This is a genomic window from Campylobacter sp. BCW_6889, assembly GCF_001762535.1.
Taxonomy (GTDB): domain Bacteria; phylum Campylobacterota; class Campylobacteria; order Campylobacterales; family Campylobacteraceae; genus Campylobacter_D; species Campylobacter_D jejuni.
The window spans coordinates 66,305-86,978 of the sequence record NZ_MJWZ01000065.1; the positions used below are offsets into that span (position 1 = coordinate 66,305).

Annotated in this window: 25 protein-coding genes, 1 tRNA gene and 1 pseudogene; 23 read left to right on the plus strand and 4 right to left on the minus strand. The window is 29.1% G+C overall.

The window, feature by feature from the left end; translation table 11 throughout:
* Nucleotides 1-174 precede the first annotated feature (174 nt).
* Nucleotides 175-357: a hypothetical protein gene (locus AJ939_RS07130; RefSeq protein ID WP_070210602.1), complete on the plus strand. Its 183-nt coding sequence runs from the start codon at nucleotides 175-177 to the stop codon at nucleotides 355-357.
* A 134-nt stretch (nucleotides 358-491) separates the two neighbouring features.
* Here AJ939_RS07130 and AJ939_RS07135 read toward each other — a convergent pair.
* A tRNA-Glu gene (locus AJ939_RS07135) sits at nucleotides 492-566 on the minus strand.
* 147 nt (nucleotides 567-713) lie between these two features.
* Here AJ939_RS07135 and AJ939_RS07140 point away from each other — a divergent pair.
* On the plus strand, nucleotides 714-1,277 hold the full coding sequence (locus AJ939_RS07140) for a manganese efflux pump MntP family protein (protein ID WP_070276470.1): 564 nt from the start codon (nucleotides 714-716) through the stop codon (nucleotides 1,275-1,277).
* Here the strand turns inward: AJ939_RS07140 and miaA are convergent.
* Nucleotides 1,263-2,132, minus strand: a complete 870-nt coding sequence (gene miaA, locus AJ939_RS07145) for a tRNA (adenosine(37)-N6)-dimethylallyltransferase MiaA (protein ID WP_070276472.1) — start codon at nucleotides 2,130-2,132, stop codon at nucleotides 1,263-1,265. The two genes, AJ939_RS07140 and miaA, sit on opposite strands and share 15 nt — an antisense overlap.
* Before the next feature lie 70 nt (nucleotides 2,133-2,202).
* On the opposite strand from miaA, the gene mqnP reads away from it, so the two are divergent.
* The 21 genes from mqnP to AJ939_RS07250 all read left to right on the plus strand — a co-directional run bounded on the left by mqnP (nucleotide 2,203) and on the right by AJ939_RS07250 (nucleotide 18,341).
* The gene (mqnP, locus tag AJ939_RS07150) at nucleotides 2,203-3,087 is read left to right on the plus strand and encodes a menaquinone biosynthesis prenyltransferase MqnP (protein WP_070239763.1); all 885 of its coding nucleotides are present in this window, start codon (nucleotides 2,203-2,205) and stop codon (nucleotides 3,085-3,087) included.
* Nucleotides 3,078-3,575, plus strand: a complete 498-nt coding sequence (locus tag AJ939_RS07155; RefSeq protein ID WP_002860983.1) for a hypothetical protein — start codon at nucleotides 3,078-3,080, stop codon at nucleotides 3,573-3,575. Before mqnP ends, AJ939_RS07155 begins: the two co-directional genes overlap by 10 nt.
* Entirely contained in the window at nucleotides 3,572-4,087 is a 516-nt protein-coding gene (locus AJ939_RS07160) for a DUF6115 domain-containing protein (RefSeq protein WP_044778712.1), read from the plus strand. Before AJ939_RS07155 ends, AJ939_RS07160 begins: the two co-directional genes overlap by 4 nt.
* A gap of 12 nt (nucleotides 4,088-4,099) precedes the next feature.
* The gene (gene moaA, locus AJ939_RS07165) at nucleotides 4,100-5,062 is read left to right on the plus strand and encodes a GTP 3',8-cyclase MoaA (protein ID WP_002860981.1); all 963 of its coding nucleotides are present in this window, start codon (nucleotides 4,100-4,102) and stop codon (nucleotides 5,060-5,062) included.
* 2 nt (nucleotides 5,063-5,064) lie between these two features.
* Nucleotides 5,065-5,808 carry a 7-carboxy-7-deazaguanine synthase QueE gene (locus tag AJ939_RS07170; RefSeq protein WP_044779786.1) on the plus strand — a complete coding sequence of 248 codons (744 nt, stop codon included), beginning with the start codon at nucleotides 5,065-5,067 and terminating at the stop codon, nucleotides 5,806-5,808.
* Complete coding sequence (locus AJ939_RS07175; RefSeq protein WP_002858675.1) at nucleotides 5,805-6,386, plus strand: 6-pyruvoyl trahydropterin synthase family protein; 582 nt, start codon at nucleotides 5,805-5,807, stop codon at nucleotides 6,384-6,386. The genes AJ939_RS07170 and AJ939_RS07175 overlap by 4 nt, the downstream gene beginning before the upstream one ends.
* On the plus strand, nucleotides 6,386-6,811 hold the full coding sequence (locus AJ939_RS07180; RefSeq protein WP_070276474.1) for a c-type cytochrome: 426 nt from the start codon (nucleotides 6,386-6,388) through the stop codon (nucleotides 6,809-6,811). The genes AJ939_RS07175 and AJ939_RS07180 overlap by 1 nt, the downstream gene beginning before the upstream one ends.
* On the plus strand, nucleotides 6,811-7,218 hold the full coding sequence (locus AJ939_RS07185; protein ID WP_002851635.1) for a membrane protein: 408 nt from the start codon (nucleotides 6,811-6,813) through the stop codon (nucleotides 7,216-7,218). The genes AJ939_RS07180 and AJ939_RS07185 overlap by 1 nt, the downstream gene beginning before the upstream one ends.
* A gap of 1 nt (nucleotide 7,219) precedes the next feature.
* Nucleotides 7,220-7,876 (plus strand): 16S rRNA (uracil(1498)-N(3))-methyltransferase, encoded by a 657-nt coding sequence (locus tag AJ939_RS07190; RefSeq protein ID WP_002851903.1) that lies wholly within the window; start codon nucleotides 7,220-7,222, stop codon nucleotides 7,874-7,876.
* Between the two features lie 78 nt (nucleotides 7,877-7,954).
* Nucleotides 7,955-8,155 carry a 50S ribosomal protein L31 gene (rpmE, locus tag AJ939_RS07195; RefSeq protein ID WP_002860977.1) on the plus strand — a complete coding sequence of 67 codons (201 nt, stop codon included), beginning with the start codon at nucleotides 7,955-7,957 and terminating at the stop codon, nucleotides 8,153-8,155.
* Nucleotides 8,156-8,157: 2 nt separating this feature from the next.
* Complete coding sequence (gene rsmI, locus AJ939_RS07200) at nucleotides 8,158-8,982, plus strand: 16S rRNA (cytidine(1402)-2'-O)-methyltransferase (RefSeq protein WP_070210174.1); 825 nt, start codon at nucleotides 8,158-8,160, stop codon at nucleotides 8,980-8,982.
* 13 nt (nucleotides 8,983-8,995) lie between these two features.
* Nucleotides 8,996-9,679 carry a 23S rRNA (guanosine(2251)-2'-O)-methyltransferase RlmB gene (gene rlmB / locus AJ939_RS07205; protein WP_070210175.1) on the plus strand — a complete coding sequence of 228 codons (684 nt, stop codon included), beginning with the start codon at nucleotides 8,996-8,998 and terminating at the stop codon, nucleotides 9,677-9,679.
* The gene (locus tag AJ939_RS07210; RefSeq protein WP_070276476.1) at nucleotides 9,672-10,610 is read left to right on the plus strand and encodes a hypothetical protein; all 939 of its coding nucleotides are present in this window, start codon (nucleotides 9,672-9,674) and stop codon (nucleotides 10,608-10,610) included. Before rlmB ends, AJ939_RS07210 begins: the two co-directional genes overlap by 8 nt.
* On the plus strand, nucleotides 10,604-11,410 hold the full coding sequence (locus AJ939_RS07215; RefSeq protein WP_070276478.1) for a hypothetical protein: 807 nt from the start codon (nucleotides 10,604-10,606) through the stop codon (nucleotides 11,408-11,410). The genes AJ939_RS07210 and AJ939_RS07215 overlap by 7 nt, the downstream gene beginning before the upstream one ends.
* A gap of 11 nt (nucleotides 11,411-11,421) precedes the next feature.
* Nucleotides 11,422-12,624, plus strand: coding sequence for an LL-diaminopimelate aminotransferase (locus AJ939_RS07220; RefSeq protein ID WP_070276480.1), 1,203 nt, complete (start codon nucleotides 11,422-11,424; stop codon nucleotides 12,622-12,624).
* A 3-nt stretch (nucleotides 12,625-12,627) separates the two neighbouring features.
* Nucleotides 12,628-13,875 (plus strand): homoserine dehydrogenase, encoded by a 1,248-nt coding sequence (locus AJ939_RS07225; RefSeq protein ID WP_070276482.1) that lies wholly within the window; start codon nucleotides 12,628-12,630, stop codon nucleotides 13,873-13,875.
* Nucleotides 13,875-14,213 (plus strand): YraN family protein, encoded by a 339-nt coding sequence (locus tag AJ939_RS07230; protein ID WP_002851874.1) that lies wholly within the window; start codon nucleotides 13,875-13,877, stop codon nucleotides 14,211-14,213. The genes AJ939_RS07225 and AJ939_RS07230 overlap by 1 nt, the downstream gene beginning before the upstream one ends.
* Before the next feature lie 56 nt (nucleotides 14,214-14,269).
* Nucleotides 14,270-14,584 carry a thioredoxin gene (trxA, locus tag AJ939_RS07235; protein ID WP_002778629.1) on the plus strand — a complete coding sequence of 105 codons (315 nt, stop codon included), beginning with the start codon at nucleotides 14,270-14,272 and terminating at the stop codon, nucleotides 14,582-14,584.
* Nucleotides 14,585-14,717: 133 nt separating this feature from the next.
* Nucleotides 14,718-15,656 carry a thioredoxin-disulfide reductase gene (trxB, locus tag AJ939_RS07240; protein WP_070239757.1) on the plus strand — a complete coding sequence of 313 codons (939 nt, stop codon included), beginning with the start codon at nucleotides 14,718-14,720 and terminating at the stop codon, nucleotides 15,654-15,656.
* 242 nt (nucleotides 15,657-15,898) lie between these two features.
* The gene (locus AJ939_RS07245) at nucleotides 15,899-16,615 is read left to right on the plus strand and encodes a gluconate 2-dehydrogenase subunit 3 family protein (RefSeq protein ID WP_070276484.1); all 717 of its coding nucleotides are present in this window, start codon (nucleotides 15,899-15,901) and stop codon (nucleotides 16,613-16,615) included.
* A 10-nt stretch (nucleotides 16,616-16,625) separates the two neighbouring features.
* Nucleotides 16,626-18,341: a GMC family oxidoreductase gene (locus AJ939_RS07250; protein ID WP_070276486.1), complete on the plus strand. Its 1,716-nt coding sequence runs from the start codon at nucleotides 16,626-16,628 to the stop codon at nucleotides 18,339-18,341.
* A 156-nt stretch (nucleotides 18,342-18,497) separates the two neighbouring features.
* On the opposite strand, the pseudogene AJ939_RS07255 reads toward AJ939_RS07250, so the two are convergent.
* A pseudogene (locus AJ939_RS07255) lies at nucleotides 18,498-19,637 on the minus strand (PhoX family protein); the annotation flags it as partial.
* 134 nt (nucleotides 19,638-19,771) lie between these two features.
* The coding region (locus AJ939_RS07260) for a methyl-accepting chemotaxis protein (protein WP_250540826.1) at nucleotides 19,772-20,674 on the minus strand (903 nt) is incomplete at its 5' end.

Here is a 20,674-nt window from a genome sequence, read left to right on the forward strand (position 1 = left end):
CTATTTATTTAATCTAAAATAAAATAAGATATATTTATAATATATTTTAATAATAATTTAAATGTATATAAAAAATTATATTTTTTTGAAATATTTTTACAAAAAATATCTATTTGTTGGTTTTTAATAATTACAATTAATTTGCAACTAAAAATTATTCATAAGGAGGAAAATATGAAAAAAGTTGTACTAATCTCAGCATTACTAGGTGCTCTCGTAGCTAATGTTTTTGCAGCTAATACTCCAAGCGATGTGAATCAAACACATACAAAAGCTCATCATTCAAAAGCTAAAGCTGATAAAAAACATGAAGCTAAAACTCACAAAAAAACAAAAGAGCAAACACCAGCTCAATAATGCCCAGCCTTGATATAAGTCTATAATAGACTTATATCAAAAGCTATCCGTATTCTACAAAATAAATTATTAATATTTATTAAATTTTAATAGAAAAATGAAAAAATAGTTATTTTAAAAGAAAAATTAAAAAGTGGTGACCCATACGAGACTCGAACTCGTGTTACCGCCGTGAAAGGGCGATGTCCTAACCGCTAGACGAATGGGCCACTTTTAAGGAGTAAAAAATAAAAATGAAATTGAATTATATATATTTATTTCTTAAAATTTAATTAAATATATCAAAATTATGTGATTTTTATCTTTGTTTGATTATAATTTCATCTTCAATTTTTTATAAAATTTTAGGATTTATTATGGATTTTTATAGTCTTATTTTTTTATCCTGTGCTTTAGGAATGGATGCTTTTGCTGTATCACTATGCAAAGGTTTTAGTGTTAAAAAACTACATTTAAAACATTATCTTATTGTTGGAATTTATTTTGGTGGATTTCAAGCCTTGATGCCAACTATTGGTTATTTTATAGGTATAACTTTTGCATCTTTTATTGCGAGTATTGATCATTGGATAGCTTTTATTTTACTTTCTTTAATAGGATTAAAAATGATCAAAGAGTCATTGGAAAATGAAAATTGCGATAGTAATGCCAACCAATTTGGCTTTAAAACCATGCTAGCTTTAGCAATTGCTACGAGTATCGATGCACTAGCAGTTGGTGTGAGTTTTGCATTTTTAAATGTAAATTTATTATTAGCCATATTTTTAATAGGTATTATTACCTTCATTTTATGTATCATTGCTCTAAAAATAGGAAATAAATTTGGAATTTATCTTAAAAATAAAGCTGAACTTTTAGGCGGATGGGTTTTAATTATATTAGGAGTAAAAATTCTAGTAGAACATTTATTTTTCGATTGAAAATTTCATTCTTAAAGTAGCTAAAGCTTTATCAAATTCCAAGGCTTTACTTTGAAATTTTTTATTAAAAGTTCTTTGTCTTTTGGCAAGTTGCGTAGTATGTATCGTGATTAAATTTTCAAGCTCTTTAAAGGAAATTTCTCCATCTAAATATTCTTTACACTCTTTCAAACCTATAGAATTTAATGCTTTAAGCTTATGATCAAATTTAGAAAAAAGAATTTTTGCTTCATCTAAAAGTCCATTATCAAGCATTTCTTTTGTTCTAGTTTGAATACGTTTTTTTAAAATTTCTTTATCCCACTCAAGCTCATAAATTTCTATATCTTTAAGCACCCCAGTTTTTTGTGTTCTTTTTAAAAATTCACTAGGAATTTCTCTTGTTTGCTCATAAATACCCAGCCATTTTTTTAATCTATAAGTATCATTTTTTTCTATTTTATAGTTTGGATCAATATTTAATAAAAGAGCATAAATTTCATCATTATTTAAAGAACTCTTTGACTCTAAGGTTTTTTCACTCAAACCATCTATCATAGTTTTTAAATAAAATCCAGTTCCACCTACTATAATTAGAGGTAAATTTCTAGCTAAAGCAAATTCTTTTGCTTTTTGATATTCTCTTATGAATAGCTCAACATTAAAATGTTCATTCACACTCAATAAATTTACCCCAAAGTATTTTATACTCGCAAGATCATCTTGTGAAGGCTTGGCACTTGCTATATTAATTTCTTTATAAACACAAAGACTATCAAGACTTAAAACAACAGCATCAAATTCTCTTGCTAAAGTATTAGCTATGTATGTTTTTCCACTCGCGGTTGTTCCTATTAATGCTATTTCAAAAAACATTTTAATATTTATCCTAAAATTTATAAAAATTTTAGTAAAATCATAGCAAAAAATATTTTAAAGTAGAAAAATGAACACATTCTGGATAAAATTTAAAGATATTTTAGAACTTGTAGTATTTAAGCATTCTATTTTTGCTTTGCCTTTTTTATTTTCCTCTATGATTGTAGCATCAAAACTTGCAAATGACACTGCTTGGTTTGGTTTTAAGGCATTGATTTTAGGCATTATTTGTGCGGTAAGTGCAAGAAATTTTGCCATGGCTACAAATCGTTTAATGGATGAAGATATAGATAAGGATAATCCTCGTTGTGCAAATCGTCCTAATGTCAGTGGAAAAATAGGTAGAAAAAGCGTATGGATTTTTATTATTATTAATGCACTTATTTTTATATTATGTTCTTATTTTATTAATACCTTGGCTTTTTATTTGTCTTTTCCTGTGCTTTTTGTATTGGCTATTTATTCAGCTTTTAAACGCTTTAGTTCTTTAGCGCATTTAGTTTTAGGATTTTGTTTAGGACTTGCGCCTATTGCAGGAAGCGTTATAATTATGGGTGAAATTCACATTTATAGCGTTATTTTATGTTTAGGTGTAACTTTTTGGACAGCTGGGTTTGATCTGCTTTATTCTTTACAAGATATGGAGTATGATAAAAAAATAGGACTTCACTCTATCCCTACTAAATTTGGCTCAAAGGCTACTTTATTTATATCAGCTTTTTGCCATATTTTAGCGGTATTATTTTGGCTTCTTTTTGTGTGGGAAGTTTGGGGTGTAGCACTTGGAAAAATAGCACTTACTGGGGTAATTATAAGCGGTATTATTTTAGCCTTGGAACATAAAATTGTTCACAAGAATTTTGCTCATATTGATAGAGCATTTTTTACTCTAAATGGTTATTTAAGTATTATCTTTTTTATTTTTATTTGGATTGATTTATTATGGAATTAACACTTTTTAAAGCAGGATTTGAAGCTCATTTAGAATGTTGTAAAATAGAAAATAACCGTTTTCTTGGAGAATACCTAAAACTTGGAGCAATTTCTCAAATTTTAAAATGGAAAAAACTTGCTTTACGCATTGATTTTGACGAGGGTGAAAAAATTATTTTTGATCTTCTTTTAAGTCTAAAAGAAGATATTTTAAGGCTTGAAAATTCTTTAGATAAAAATAAAGAACTTATACCGCTTAAGCAAAAAGGGGTAGTAGAATCTTTGAATTTTGAATATCTAAATTTTTTGGATACTATTTTAGAAGAAGATAAAGAATATTATTTAAGATTTGATTTAAATAATCAAAAAATAGCTATTTTTATCAAAGCTCAAAGTCAAACATTGGCAAAAATTATCAAAATTAAGCCCGAAGACAAAATGGCTTTTGATGCTTTTGTTGTTGAAATTCAAAGAAATATGATAAGAAATAAGAAAGGCCAAGAATGAGTGATGATGTACTTTATTTAGTTTTTATAATTGTGCTTTTAATTGCAATGCTAGCCTATATGAATATCAAAGAAAGAGAAAATAATGCAAAAATAGCAAAACTTCAAAATGTGATAGAAGATATTACCAAAGAACTTCATTATTTTCGTAAAGAATTAGGGGTTAAAGATGATAGCGAAGAGGATGAAGACTATAAAATCTCTCTTTTAAAAGAAGAAATTATGATTGAACTTGATAAACAAATCAGTTCAAAAATCACTCCTGTTTTAAGAACACTAAAAACTATGGAACATATCATAGAAGATTTTCAAAATGAACAACAAAATCGTCTTTTAAATTTGGAACAAAAAGCACAAAGCATGGCTAAACTTACACCAAATTACGATACAGAAGAACAAAAAATAGAAAATCTTTTCAAAGAAGGAAAAAGCATAGAACAAATCGCTAAAGATTTACGCATTGGCACTGGAAATGTAGAACTTGTCTTAAAATTTAAGAAATTAATAAAATAGAATGGAAAATAAATGCTTATAGATCAATTCGGTAGAAAAATAAATTATCTTAGAATTTCAGTTACACAAAGATGTAACTTTCGCTGCCTTTATTGTATGCCAAAAATTCCTTTCGATTATCAGCCAAAAGAAAATTTATTAAGCTTCGAAGAACTTTTTTTATTTATCAAAGCAGCTATAGACGAAGGAATTGAAAAAATCCGTATAACAGGTGGGGAACCTTTATTAAGAAAAGATTTAAGTATTTTTATAAAAATGATTAGCGATTATAAAAGCGATATTGACCTTGCTATAACTACAAATGGATTTTTACTAAAAGACTTTGCTAAAGACTTAAAAAATGCTGGACTTAAACGACTTAATATTTCACTTGATACTCTAGATCACAAAAAAGCAAAAACTCTTGCGCAAAAAGATGTATTAGATAGTGTTTTATCTGGAATTGATGAAGCTTTAAATCTAGATTTGAAAGTAAAACTTAATACTGTAGCTCTTAAAAATTTAAACGATGATGAACTGATATCTCTTTTGGAATTTGCAAAATCAAAAAAAGCTCAAATTCGCTTTATAGAATTTATGGAAAATACTCATGCTTATGGTAAATTACAAGGATTAAAAAGAGATGAAATTATACAAATTTTGAGTCAAAAATATCAAATTCAACTTATAAAAAAAGATGAAAAAGCACCTGTGAGTATTTACAAGGCAGATGATTATGAATTCGGAATTATAGATCCTCATAGCCATGAATTTTGCGATTCTTGCAATCGTATACGCTTAAGTGCTGAAGGCTTGTTAATACCTTGCCTTTATTTTGATGAAGCATTAAGTATAAAAGAAGCGGTTCGAAAAGGTGATATTAAAGCCGCTGTAGAAATATTACAAGAAGTATTAAGAAATAAACCAGAAAAAAATAAATGGAGTGTTGTTGATAATAAAACCTCATCTCGTGCTTTTTATCAAACTGGAGGTTAATTTTGCAACTTGTTGAAAGTTTCTTAAGTATTCAAGGAGAAGGTAAATATAATGGAAAATTAGCTATTTTTATGCGTTTTGCTGGCTGTAATTTCAACTGTTTAGGTTTTAATGTAAAAATATCAAAAAACAATAAAACTCTCATCGGATGTGACACGATAAGAGCTGTTTTCACAAAAGATTTTAAAGAAAGTTATGAAACTTTAAATGCTAATGAACTTTTAAAAAGAGTGATAAAATTAAAACAAGGCTTTAATCCTATAGTTGTTATCACAGGTGGAGAGCCATTAATCCATTATGAAAATCCTGAATTTATAGAATTTATCCAAATGTTATTAAAAAATAAATTCGAAATACACTTTGAAAGCAATGGAAGCATAGAAATTGATTTTGATAGATATCCTTTTTACAAAGAATGTATTTTTGCTTTAAGCGTTAAACTCCAAAATAGCGGGATAAAAAAAGATAAACGATTAAATTTTAAAGCTTTAAAAGCATTTAAAAATTACGCAAAAGATAGTTTTTATAAATTTGTTTTAGATGCCAATACCCTTGATAATTCATTTTTAGAAATCAATGAAATTCTAAAAGAAGCTCCAAATCAAATTTTTTGTATGCCTATGGGTGAAAATGAGCAAAATCTTAAAAAAAATGCTCAAAAAATTGCTGAATTTTGTATTAAGAATGGTTATAATTACTCTGATAGAATTCATATTCGTCTTTGGAACAATAAAGAGGGTGTATGATTATAAGAAAATTATTTGAATTTGAAAACGCACACATTGTTAGATTTTGTTCTTCTAAACGTTGCAAAAGTAGCATTCATGGACATTCTTACAAAGTTGAAGTTTTACTTGAAAGCAAATATTTAGATAATGCTGGAATGGTCTATGATTTTGGACTTTTAAAAACCTATATACGCCAAATTATTGATAGTTTTGATCATGCTATCACTCTTTTTAAATATGATGACGCAAAATATTTAGAAGAAATGAAAAAATATTCAAGTCGTTGGATTTGCCTGCCTGTTAATGTAAGTGCTGAAAATTTTTGTCGTGTATTTTTCATACTTATAGATGCTTTATTAAAACAAACAAAAATGGTAAATGGAGAACAAGGAGTGACTTTACAAAGCATCATTGTTCATGAAACAAGAACAGGCTATGCACAAGGTTTTAGAGAAGATGCCTATAGTGAGCTAATGCCAAAAATTTCACTTCAAGACATAGAATTTTCCAATGGCATTAAAGCAGAATGGAATGATATAGATTTTTATAACAAATTAAAAAATGAAGAAATTTTTATAAATCCAAAGGAGATTTAATGCAAAAAGCTAAAATTTTAATTGCCTTAAGTTTTTTTTTATTAGTTTTATCTGCCTGTTCTAATGATGAAAAAAATATTTCCAAGACTCAAAATACAGATCAAGAAGTAGTTCAAATAGAACAAAACGATGAAAAAACAGAATTAAGTGACTCCAACCTGCCTTTACCTGTAGATGATGAAGCACAAAGTTCAGATGATGAACATGAAGCCAATCCTAGTATTATCAACTCTTTATATAAACAAAAATGCGCCACTTGTCATGGAGAAAAAGGGGAATTAAAACCCAAAAACAGCACAGCCATTAAAACCTTGGGCAATAAAATTTTTATACAAAAAATAAAAACGATAAAAGATAAAAACCATAGTTTTTTAAGCGATGAACAAATTCAAAATTTAGCTGATTTTATAAACAAAGGAAAATAATGGATCAAAGTTACGAATTCTTTTTAGCTTTACATCTTTATAGTCTTTATGCGAGCGGTTTTTTAATGCTTTTTTATCTTATACTAACACAAGGAAATTTTAAAACCGAATTCATTTTTATTCGCAGAATACGATTATTTTTACCAATTTATTATTTATTTTTAGCTTTGATTATTTTTACAGGTTGTTTGTTATCAGCAATGAAACAATTTCAAATGAATGTCAATATCTGGGTAATGATTTTTTCTTGGATCTTAATTTTTGCCTTAGCAATTTTTCACTTTGTTTGTTTTAAAAAAGCAAGAAGATTTAGAAAATATGCCACTTTTAGATGGATTAGTTGTTTGATTTTACCTTTTGAAATTTTTTTATTGTTTTTGCCTTTTTTAATAGAAAGATATCTATAAAATGCAATTTTTGTATAACAAGCAAGCTGGAGAAGAGTTTATACAACTTCAAGGTGAAAACTTTAACCATTTAAAAGTAAGAAGAGTAAAGGAAAATTCGGAGCTAAATCTTAGAAATTTACAAGATAATTTTCTTTACAACTATACAATCACAAATTTAACAAGAAATTCTTGCACTTTAAAATTTTTAAACAAAAAATCACAAAATATAAAACAAAGTGAATTAAACTTAGCCTTAGCCATTATAGATATTAAAATTTTAGAAAAAACTCTACCTTTCTTAAATGAACTTGGAGTAAAAAAGTTACATTTGGTTTTTACAAATTTTTCACAAAGAAATTTTAAAATCGATTTAGAAAGATTTGAAAAAATCATTATTTCTTCTTGTGAACAATGCGGTAGAAATACTAAAATGGATTTAATTATCCATCAAAGCACTCAAGAATTTGTTCAAAAATTTCCAAATGCAATTATGGTTGATTTTCAAGGAGAACAACAAAGTCATTTCGATGAAAAAGAATTATATTTTATAGGTCCTGAAGGTGGATTTAACAATGATGAGAGATTATTGTTTAACCGGAAAATCTCTCTTAAAAGCTCTAATATTCTAAAAAGTCAAACAGCTATTATAGCTATAGCTTCAAAAATTTTGCTTTAACTTTTCTTAAATTAATCTCTTTTTTATGTTAAATAATTTATAATCACGGCTTATTGTTTTAATTTTTAAGGAAAACTAATGAAAAAAGAAATTCACCCAGAATACGTAGAATGCAAAGTAAGTTGTGCTTGTGGAAATACTTTTACAACAAAGTCAAACAAAGCAGAATTAAAAGTAGATATTTGTTCAAATTGCCATCCTTTTTTTACAGGTAGTGAAAAAATTGTAGATGCTGCAGGTCGTGTAGAGAAATTTAAGAAAAAATACGCAATGCAATAATTATGCTTTATTTTATTCCTACTCCCATAGGAAATTTAAGCGATATTTCTTTTAGAGCCTTAGAACTTTTAAAGACTTGCAATCTTGTGTTTTGCGAAGATACGAGAATAAGTAAGTCTTTAATTTCGTTATTAAATGCGAAATTTCACACTGATATTCATATTTCTAAATTTATAGCCTTACACTCCCATAATGAAAAAGAGGTTTTAGCAAGTATTGATTTAAAAATATTTGAAAAAAATGTAGCTTATTTAAGCGATGCAGGAATGCCAGGGATTAGTGACCCTGGCAAGGCTTTGGTAGAATTTGCACAAGAAAATAATATCGCCTATGAAATTTTACCAGGTGCAAATGCAGCCTTAGTTGCTCTTGTAAGCTCGGCATTTTGTCAAAAAGAATTTATCTTTATCGGTTTTTTAGCCAATAAAGGCAAAGAAAGACAAAAAGATATAGAAAAAATTTTAAACTTTCCTTATCCAAGTATTATTTACGAATCCCCCAAGCGTATTTTATCTTTGATAGAACAAATTATGATTCTAGACAGCCAAAGAGAAATTTTTTTGATTAAAGAAATCAGTAAAAAATTTGAAAATAAATTTAAAGGCAATGCTAAAGAGCTTTTTGAAATTTTAAAAAAGTCTAATTTAAACGGTGAATGGGTTGTAGTACTGCAATCAAAAGAGCAAAATTTTTTGCAAAATACTCTTTGTGAAAAAGATATTATGGATTTAGAGCTGTCTTTAAAAGCAAAAGCAAAATTATTATCAAAGATCAATGGAAAAAATGCAAAAGAAATTTATCAAAAACTGCTTTTAAGTCAAGATTAGGTAAAATTTTAATATGATAGTTTATGGGAAGCAAATATTTTTTTATATTTTAGAATATCATAAAGACTATATCAATGAGCTTTATTTAGCAAAAGAATGTGATAAAACTACTTTTTCCAAAATCGCAAAATCAGGTTTTAAAATCAAAAAACTTGATTTTAAAACTGCTCAAGCTTATGCTAAAGGTGGAAATCATCAAGGTTTTTTGCTAGATATTAAAGAAAGTTCTTTTGCGAATTTAAATGAGATCAAAAAAAATGATTTTATTGTTATGCTTTATGGAATTAGCGATGTAGGAAATATAGGGGCTATCACGCGTACAGCTTATGCTTTAGGGGTTGGGGCTTTAATTTTTATTGGTGAAAAATTAGCCATGGAAGGAGTAATTCGCACAAGCAGCGGAGCGGCTCTTGATTTACCTATTGTGATAAGCAACGATGCTTTAAGTGTAATAAATGAACTAAAACAAGTGGGTTTTTATTTTTATGCGAGCGATGGCTCGGGAAAAGAAATTCACAGTGTAAAAATAAGCAATGGTAAAAAAGTTTTAGTTTTGGGTAGTGAGGGTTTTGGTTTAAGCTCTAAAATTGTAAAAAAATGCGATGAATGTGTGGGCATTGCGATGAAAAATAATTTTGATAGTCTTAATGTCAGCGCTGCTTTTGCAATACTTTGTGATAGGATGTTAAATGCTTAATTGGAAAAAAATACAAGAATTAAATTTAAAAGAAGTTGCAGCAAAAACGCAAATTGAACTTGATTTTCTTGAAGCTTTAGCAGAAAAGAATTTTGTTGTTTTAAGTCGTTTTAATGTTAAAGGTTTTGTTAAAATTTTAAGCAGAGAATACGAACTCGACTTTAGTGATTTTAATGAAGAGTATGAAGCTTATCTTAACGAAAACAATCCTACTCCACAAACAAAATCAAAAATGATAACCCCAAAACTAGATGCTTATAGTCAAAAATCCTCTAATGCTTGGCCTTTTTTGATTGTTCTTATTGTTTTAGTGATTATAGGAAGTGGAATTTATTATTTTGATACACTTAAAACTTTTTTCAAAGATGAACAAAATAATACTAGCACAACAGTTATAGATATCATAGGACAAGCACAAGAAAATTTAAAATCTTTAGGTGGAAATAATGTTGTTGTTATAGACAACAATAAAGCACAAGAAACAAATCAAACAGAGAGCGTTTTACCAAGCCAAAACATCTCGTTACAAGAAAATGATAAAAACATAAGCATAGAAAATAATATCAGTGAAAATAACACAACCTTACTCGATGAAGAAAAAAATACCCAAATCCAAGAAGACATAAATACACCAAAAACTGATTCTTTAAAAGAAGCACATTTTAAAACCTCTACCAAGATTTGGATAGGTTTGATAGATTTAAAAAGCCTTAAAAAAACAAGCTTTATTAAAGAAAAAGATTTTAATATTTCTTTAGATAAAGATCAGTTAATTTTAACAGGAGCTGCAGCTTTAACAATATTTGATCAAGAAAATAAAGAACAAAAATTTCCTGCAGGAATTTCAAAACGTTTCTTGATTAAAGACGGAAAAATTACAAGTATTTCAGCTACTGAATTTGCAAAATTAAATAAAGGTAAAGAATGGTAAAAAAAATTATTATTCTTACTCTTTATGTCAATATATCTTTTGCAATCTCAAGTCTTGATTTGGCAAAAAATTTAGTAAACAATCCTAGTAAAAATTCTCAACTAGAATTATTATTTTCAAATAATTCTTACATAGATAATAATGGAAATTGTGATATTGCAAAAATATCTCAAATATTAAAAACCAATTCTTTAATTGCCTTAACACTATCAAATCCTCAAAGTCTAAGACTAAATTTTAAAGCAAAAGCTGATGAAGTTATGTTTTTTAAAATTTTATCCGATGTTTTAACAGATGCTGGATATATATATTTTATCCCTACAGATTTGATTTTAAGAGAAGGAAATATTGACTATACCATACAAGTAGAATCCCAATATATTTTAGATCCTGGAACGCTTTACAATCTCTTAAAAGAAAATTCTGTCTATATAGATAATATTAAGCGTATTGGGGCATATGATTATGAATATGATTTAAATTTTTCCAATGCTGTATTAAAAACCAATACAAATGTTAATTTAAATACTCCAAAATCATTAGAAAAACCCCTTAAAGACTATGTGCTTGATTTAAAAAATGCTACAAATTTGATTATTGATGCAAATGATTTAGACAATTGGTTTCCTAAAATCTTCTTTTTAGATAAAAATCTAAATCTAATTAAAGCAGTAAAAAGTGAAAATAAAAATAATCATTTTTCAGAACTTATTCCAAATGGTGCTATATATGCTATTGTAAGCGATATGTATAGTTTAGATAATATACGCAGGGGTTTAAAAATCACACTTAAAAAATAAAGGATTAAGAAATGTTTGATGAAATCCGTTTTAATACCATAGAAAGACTTCCAAATTATGTTTTCGCAGAAGTAAATGCGATAAAAATGGCAGCAAGACGTGCTGGAGAGGATATCATCGACTTTTCAATGGGAAATCCCGATGGTAAAACTCCACAACACATTATAGATAAACTTTGTGAAAGCGCTAACAAAGATAAAACCTCGGGATATTCTACATCCATGGGGATTTATAAACTTCGCTTAGCAATTTGTAATTGGTATAAAAGAAAATATAATGTCAATCTAGATCCTGAAAATGAAGTTGTAGCTACCATGGGTTCAAAAGAGGGTTTTGTAAATCTTGCAAGAGCGATTATAAATCCTGGAGATGTTGCTATTGTGCCAACTCCTGCTTATCCTATACATACTCAAGCTTTTATTATAGCAGGAGGCAATGTAGCAAAAATGCCTTTAGCTTATAATGAAAAATTTGAGCTTGATGAAAATCAATTTTTTGAAAATTTACATAAAACTTTAAATGAAAGCATCCCGCGTCCAAAATATGTCGTTGTTAATTTCCCGCATAATCCAACAACAGTAACTTGTGAGAAAAGTTTTTATGAAAGATTGATAGCAACGGCAAAAAAAGAAAGATTTTATATTATTTCAGATATTGCATATGCAGATTTAACTTATGATGACTATAAAACTCCTTCTATTTTGGAAATTGAAGGTGCAAAAGATGTAGCGGTAGAAACTTACACTCTTTCAAAATCTTACAATATGGCAGGCTGGCGTGTAGGTTTTGTAGTAGGAAATAAACGCTTAGTCAGTGCGCTTAAAAAAATAAAATCTTGGTTTGATTATGGTATGTATACACCTATTCAAGTATCAGCTACCATAGCTTTAGATGGAGATCAAACTTGTGTGGATGAAATCCGTGCAACTTATGATAAAAGAATGCGCATTTTACTTGAAGCTTTTGAAAACGCAGGCTGGAAACTTCAAAAACCAAGAGCAAGTATGTTTGTTTGGGCAAAACTCCCTGAAAGCAAAAGACATTTAAAAAGTTTAGAATTTTCAAAGCAACTTTTACAACGTGCTAGTGTTGCAGTAAGTCCTGGGGTAGGTTTTGGCGAAGCAGGTGATGAGTATGTAAGAATTGCTTTAATTGAAAATGAAAATCGCATACGCCAAGCTGCACGCAATATCAAAAAATATTTAAAAGAGTAAGTTATGAAAGTAGCAATTCTTGGTTATGGCACTGTTGGAAGTGCAGTGGTTAAATTTCTTTTAGAAAACAATAAACTTATTCGTGCGAGATGTGGGCAAAGCATAACTCCTGTGATCGCTCTTGCTAGAAGTCCTAAAAAAAACGCTTTAATTCCAATTACTCATAGCGTTGAAGAAATTTTAAATGCTGATGTAGATGTTTTTGTAGAGTTAATGGGTGGAGTGGATGAAGCTTTTAAAATAGTGAGTGAAATTTTAAAAAAGAAAAAAGCTGTTGTTACTGCAAATAAAGCTATGCTTGCTTATCATCGTTATGAACTTGAAAATTTGGCTAAAAATTTAGCCTTTGGTTATGAAGCAAGTGTGGCTGGGGGAATTCCTATTATAAAGGTTTTAAAAGAAGGTTTAAGTGCAAATAATATTTTGGCTATAAAAGGGATTTTAAATGGTACGAGTAATTATATTTTAAGTTCTATGAGTCAAAAAAATATGAGTTTTAAACAAGCCTTACAAATAGCTCAAAATTTAGGCTATGCAGAAGCTGATCCAACTTTTGACATAGAAGGACAAGATGCAGCTCATAAACTGCTTGTTTTATCAAGTATCGCTTATAATCTTAAAGCTAAACCTGAAGATATTTTGATCGAGGGTATTAGCGAAATTGCGCCTGAAGACATGTATTTTGCTAATGAGTTTGAATTTACCATAAAACTTTTAGGTATAGCCAAGGTGCGTGAAGATAAAGTAGAATTAAGAGTGCATCCTACTATGATAGATAAAGAAAAAATGCTTGCAAAAGTCGATGGAGTGATGAATGCTATAAGTATTAATGGAGATTTGTTGGATGAAAGTTTGTATTATGGAGCAGGAGCAGGAGGAGAGGCCACTGCAAGTGCTGTGATTTCAGATCTTATGGATATAGCAAGAGATCAGGTAAAAGCACCAATGCTTGGTTTTGTGAATACTTTAGAATACGAGCTTTTAAGCAAAGATGAAATTTATACAAAATATTATTTAAGGGTGAAAGTTGAAGATAAAATAGGGGTTTTATCTAAAATCACACAATTGATGAGTGAAAATAATATTTCTATCGATAGTTTTTTACAAAAACCTAAAAAAAATGATGAAAATTACAGCACTTTATTTTTTACTACGCATTTAACTTATGAAAAAAGCATACAAAATTTGCTTGAAATTTTGCGCAAACAAGATTTTATAAAAACCAAGCCTTTTATGATGCGTATAGAATAATGGGTGTAAAAGCTTATTTAGATGGAATTTTAGGTGAAGATAAGGCTTGTAAATTTTTAAAAAAACAAGGCTTTGAAATTTTAAAAAGAAATTTCCATTCTAAATTTGGAGAAATCGATATAATAGCCAAAAAAGATGAAATTTTACATTTTATAGAGGTTAAATTTACTCAAAATGATTATGAAGTTTCTGAGCGTTTGGATAGAAAAAAACTTGAAAAAATTTTAAAAACTATAGAATTTTATCATCTTAAAAATGGAATTTCATCGGATTTTCAGATTGATCTGATTTGCATTAAAAATGATGTGATACAATTTTGCGAAAATATAAGTTTTTAAGCTGATATTTAAAAAAATAAAATACAATTAGACAAAAATTAAAGAAAGGAAAAATTATGGGAAAATATATTGAATTAACAAGTGATAATTTTGCTCAAGCAAAAGAAGGTGTAGCTTTAGTTGATTTTTGGGCTCCATGGTGCGGACCTTGTAGAATGCTTGCTCCAGTTATTGATGAACTTGCAAACGACTTTGATGGTAAAGCTAAAATTTGCAAAGTAAATACAGATGAACAAGGTGATTTAGCAGCTGAATTTGGTGTTCGCTCTATTCCTACGCTTATTTTCTTTAAAAATGGTGAAGTTGTAGATCAACTCGTTGGTGCACAATCTAAACAAGCAATTAGCGATAAACTAAATTCTTTACTATAAACTAAAGGCTAGTATAACTAGCCTTCTTCTTAAAAATTTCAAATTTATACTAAATAATAATTTTTATTAACTACTATTAAGAATAATTTTTATATCATTATTAATAATAAAATTCAATATAAAGGAAATATAAATGTTAGATGTAGCAATCATAGGTGGAGGTCCTGCTGGACTTAGTGCCGGACTTTATGCAACTAGAGGTGGTCTTAAGAATGTAGTATTGTTTGAAAAAGGTATGCCTGGTGGACAAATTACCTCAAGTTCTGAAATAGAAAATTATCCAGGTGTAGCCCAAGTTATGGATGGAATTTCTTTTATGGCTCCTTGGAATGAACAATGTATGCGTTTTGGTTTAAAACATGAAATGGTTGGAGTAGAACAAATTTTAAAAAATAGCGATGGAAGTTTTACCATCAAATTAGAAGGTGGTAAAACAGAACTTGCTAAAGCTGTGATAGTTTGTACAGGTTCAGCTCCAAAAAGAGCAGGTTTTAAAGGCGAAGATGAATTTTTTGGAAAAGGTGTAAGCACTTGTGCAACTTGTGATGGATTTTTTTATAAAAATAAAGAAGTTGCAGTTTTAGGTGGTGGAGATACGGCTTTAGAAGAAGCTTTGTATCTAGCAAATATTTGTTCTAAGGTTTATCTTATCCACCGCAGAGATGAGTTTAGAGCAGCTCCATCTACAGTAGAAAAAGTTAAGAAAAATGAAAAAATAGAACTCATTACTAGTGCAAGTGTAGATGAAGTATATGGTGATAAAATGGGTGTTACTGGTGTAAAAGTAAAATTAAAAGATGGTAGTATTAGAGATTTAAATGTTCCAGGAATTTTTACTTTTGTTGGTCTTAATGTAAGAAATGAAATTTTAAAACAAGACGATGGTAAGTTTTTATGCAATATGGAAGAAGGTGGGCAAGTAAGTGTTGATCTTAAAATGCAAACTAGTGTTGCTGGACTTTTTGCCGCAGGAGATCTTAGAAAAGATGCACCTAAGCAAGTGATTTGTGCTGCAGGTGATGGAGCTGTAGCTGCATTAAGTGCTATGGCTTATATAGAAAGCTTGCATTGATTTTTTCTTATTATAGGCTAGAATTCCTAGCCTAAATCTTTATATCAATACTCCTTAAAAATATAAAATATTTTTTCATAACGTTTTATAAATATTATTAAATATAATTTAAATTATACTTAATTTTGTTACATAATTACACATTTAAAAAAATATAAAAATATTATTTTTTTTAAATTAATATATTTTTTATATTAAAAACTATAACTTATTTATGTTAAAAAAATAAGGAAGGAATAAACATGGACAAAAAACAAAGTCGCAGAAATTTTCTTAAAGCCTCATCTTTGTTTGCTTTAGTAGGTGCTAGCGCACCAAGTATGGTTTTTGCTCATACGCACAATCAAAACAATTTGAATTCTACTCAAAATTATCGTGCTAGAATTTTTTTTAATAATTCTGCACAACTTGATATTCTGAGTGAAGCAGTAGAAAGAATTTTTCCCGAAGATGATTTAGGACCAGGTGCTAAAAAATTAGGTGTAGCTATTTTTATAGATAATGAACTTGCAGGAAATTACGGAAGTGGAGCAAAAGATTATCGCTTTGGACCTTTTATACAAGGAAAGAAAAATCAAGGTTATCAATATCCTTTAACTAGAGCCGAACTTTTTAAAATGGGGGTAAATGCTTTAGATGAAGAAGCAAAACTTCGTTATAAAAAAAGCTTTATAGAACTTAATGCGAAACAAAAAGATGAAGTCTTAAGAGCTTTTGAACAAGATAAAACAAAGGTTTCTTTTGGAGATAAGATAAAAGCAAGCGATTTTTTTACAGAATTAAGAAGCATGACTATAGCAGGAGTTTATGCTGATCCAATTTATGGCGGCAATGCAAATATGCAAGCTTGGCGCATGAAAAAATTCCCAGGCGCTCAAATGACTTACGCAGCTCAAGTTTTAGATGGAGATAAATTTGAAGTGATAGAGCCTATTTCTTTGGCTGATATGTCACATTAAAGGAATACAAATGGCAAAAATACTTAAAAAAACAGATGTTGTTGTTATAGGTTTAGGTTGGAGTTCTTCTATTGTTGCAAATGAATGCGCTAAAACAGGGATTAAAGTTGTCGCCTTAGAAAGGGGTGGACATCAAGATACTTCGGATTTTTTGGGTGCGCATGATGAGTATAAATATGTAAATAATGCTGCAATGAAACAAGATTTAAGTAAAGAAAGTATATGTGTTAGGAATAATGATAATGAAATTGCTTTACCAATGAGAAAAAATTATGCTTTTGATGTCGGTAATAATGTTGGTGGAGCAGGAGTTCATTGGAATGGCATGAGTTATCGTTTTCTACCTTATGACTTTCAAATAAAATCTTTAACAGAAGAAAAATATGGCAAAAATAAAGTTTCTAAAGAATACACTATTCAAGATTGGGGTGTAAACTATGATGAAATGGAACCTTACTACGACAAAGCTGAAAAAATGATGGGAGTTTCTGGAGAAGATAAAAGTCCTTTCTCAGGAAAAAGAAAAAATTCTTATCCAAATCCTCCTTTAGAAAAAACAACTATGTTAAAAAAATTTGATGAAGCAACGAAAAAACTTGGATATCATCCATGTATGGTTCCTGCTTCAAACTCATCTCAAACTTATACAAATCCTGATAAACAAAGCTTGGGAGCATGTCAATATTGTGCTTTTTGTGAGCATTTTGGCTGTGAATATGGTGCAAAAGCTTCTCCTATAGTAACAACTATACCTTCAGCTTTAGCAACTAAAAACTTAGATATTAAAACGCATGCTAATGTTTTAGAAATTTTGCATAAAGATGGTAAAGCTACAGGGGTAAAATTTATCAATACTTTAACTTTAGAAGAATTTATCCAGCCTGCAGAAGTGGTTATGCTAGGCTCTTATGTTTTCAACAATGCTAAACTTTTAATGGTTTCTAATATAGGCGAAATTTATAATCCAAAAACAGGCAAAGGAACTTTAGGAAAAAATTATAGTTATCAAATCACACCTAGTGTTAATGGTTTTTTCAAAGATCCATTTAATTCTTATCTTGGAGCTGGGGCACTTTGCAATTGGATAGATGATTTTAATGGGGATAATTTCGATCATTCCAAACTTGATTTTATTCATGGAGCAAGCTTTAGAATTTCCCAAAATGGAGCAAGACCTATAGCATCAAATCCAATTAAACCGGGCACACCTTCATGGGGAGCCGAATTTAAAAAAGCTTCTATTTATAATTATACTCGATTTACTTATATTGGAGCTCAGGGTGCATCTATTCCTTATATAGGTAATTATTTATCCCTTGATCCAACTTATAAAGATGTTTATGGACTACCACTTATCCGCGTAACCTATAATTTTACCAAGCAAGATAAAAATCTTTATAATTTTATGCTTCCAAAACTAAAAAGCATCATGCAAGAAATGGGAGCGCAAAATATTTACACTTCGCCAAAATTAGGAGATTATGGAGTAGTTTCAAATGGTTGGTATACTTCTACCCATATTGCTGGCGGAACTATAATGGGTACAGATAAAAACACAAGTGTAGTTAATCCTTATTTACAACATTGGGATGTTAATAATCTTTTTGTCGTAGGTGCAGGAAATTTTCCACATAATCCAGGCTACAACCCTACCTTAACCTTAAATGCTTTAGCCTATCGTGCTAGCGAAGCTATTATAAAATATTTAAAAACTGGTAATTGCTAATGCAATAATTAAATTCCAAGCCTTAAGCTTGGAATTTATTAGCTTCCTATCACTCCACCATCAAGTTTTCTTATCATCATCACACCAGATCTTGGTTGTTTTTCCATAAGGAAAAGTACTACCTTTCAAACCTTCTCTTGGGTGTTGTATGCCTACAAACATTGTAGCATAATCCTCACTAAAAGCAATCCCTGTTAATTCACAAGCAATAAACCCTGTTAAAAAGCGTCTGATTTCCTCTGTTTTTGGATTTGCTACATTAGGTTCTTGGCGATTTTTATTATTTGCTAGTGTTGCAAATACTTCTTTAGAATCACTTTTATTTATGGCTTGCTATCCATTTTCCCTATCTTTTAAAATCTCCCACTTTACCATTAAACTGTCCCATATACAAAATGCTTTCATCTAATAATTTTGCTATATTAGCACCTTTTTTATATTTGTGTTTACTAATAAATTTAAAAATAACACGTCATTCACCCATATAAACCCGTCTTTTTTACGATAATTCCTATATTTACATGTTTAAACACCCTAAAGAAGTTCTTTTAAAGCATATTTTTATATTAAAAAGATTGATTTCGTCGATATTTTTAGCTAAATCAAATATTTCATCAAAATTCTAAATTTTCATCTAAACTTCAAAAAATCGCCAAAATTTTCTTCACAGGTGATATAAGCTCCCTAAGGTATTTGTCCATTTGCATAATTTGCAAAAGTTCCATGAATAAATTTTTCATTTTTTAAAACTTCTTTTTTAGCTGCTCACTTACTTGCATTTTAGTGTTTAATCTATTCTGTGGTTATACTTAGAGTCTAAAAACAGTCCAATCATCATCTTTTTTTCGATTTCTAAGATACTCACACCCACACTAGCTTGCTCATATAAAAAAATATCTTCTTTGCTTAATTTTTACCATGATGATTAAATATGATTTCAGGATTTATATATTCATTATTAACGGCTAAAATTCCTCTGTTTTTTGAAAGTGGAAAAAATTCATACCATCATCATTATCTCCAAAAAACCAAATGAGCATTTTTAACCGCATTTATATCGATGATTTTATTTTCATCATAAGGTTTTGCTTTGCTAAAAAGTGGATCATCTCAAGAAATTAAAACCCTTGCTTCATAACCTTGTGGTGCTATAACTTTATCTTGTGTGCTTGCATCAACAACTTTAAAACCTAGAAAATCCTTATCCTTAAGCATAGCAGCACTTAAAAATTTGAACTTAAAAAAAGCCAGCATAGAATCTAAAGCTGAACCTTTTAAAAACAATATTCTTTCCATTTATTTTTACTCCATATTAAAATTTAAAACAATGAAAGTATAAAAATATTTGGAAACTTTTTAGAAATTTTGATGAAAAATTTAAATCGAAGGAAAAATTTATACCTAGTTTTTCACTAGGTATAGATGACTAATTAAAACCTCTTCTTCTTAACATCTTCTAAGATATTATTAGCTATATCACTTACTGTACTAGAAATAATAGCTGATTCATTAGCAATTTCAACATTATCTTTAGTAGTTTGATCAATTTGTGCTACGCTATCATTGATTTGAGTAATACCTGCAGTTTGTTCTTTAATACTTTCTGCCATATCATTGATAGATTGAACAAGTAAATTAGTATTAGCTTCTATTTCAGATAAAGATTTTTGTGTTCTTTCAGCTAGTTTTCTAACTTCATCAGCTACAACAGCAAAGCCTCTACCATGTTCTCCAGCACGTGCAGCTTCAATAGCTGCATTTAAAGCTAAAAGATTGATTTGATCTGCAATATCTCCTATAATACCTGTAACATTTTTAATCTCTTCAGATTGAGTGATAACATCACTAGTCTTAACTGAAACATTTTGCATAGAAGAAGTGATCTCTTCTAAAGCTGCTGCAGTTTCTTCTAAAGATTGAGCTTGAGAATTTGAAGAAGTGGTTAAGCTTTGAACAGCAGTTTGTAATTTTCCACTTTCATTAGCTAAAGCATTAGCAAAGTCTGAACTTTGTTTTAGCATTTTAACTATTTCATCGCCTAAAGCATTAGTAGTTAATTCAACACTTCCTGAAGCATTAGAGATTTTATTTCTAAAATCTAAGCTTTTGTATTCTTCAAATATTTTATGAATAACATTCATATCAGAACCTACTCTAGCTTGTAAAACATCAAGAAGTTTATTTAGAACATTTTTAAGTTCAATAAGTTGCGGGTTTCTTGGATTAGCAGTAATTCTTGCTGTTAGATTACCACCTTCTACAACTGATACGGTTTGAACTGATTCTTTAACGGCTTGATTGTCTTGTTCTAAACCTTTTTTAGTAGCAAGGAT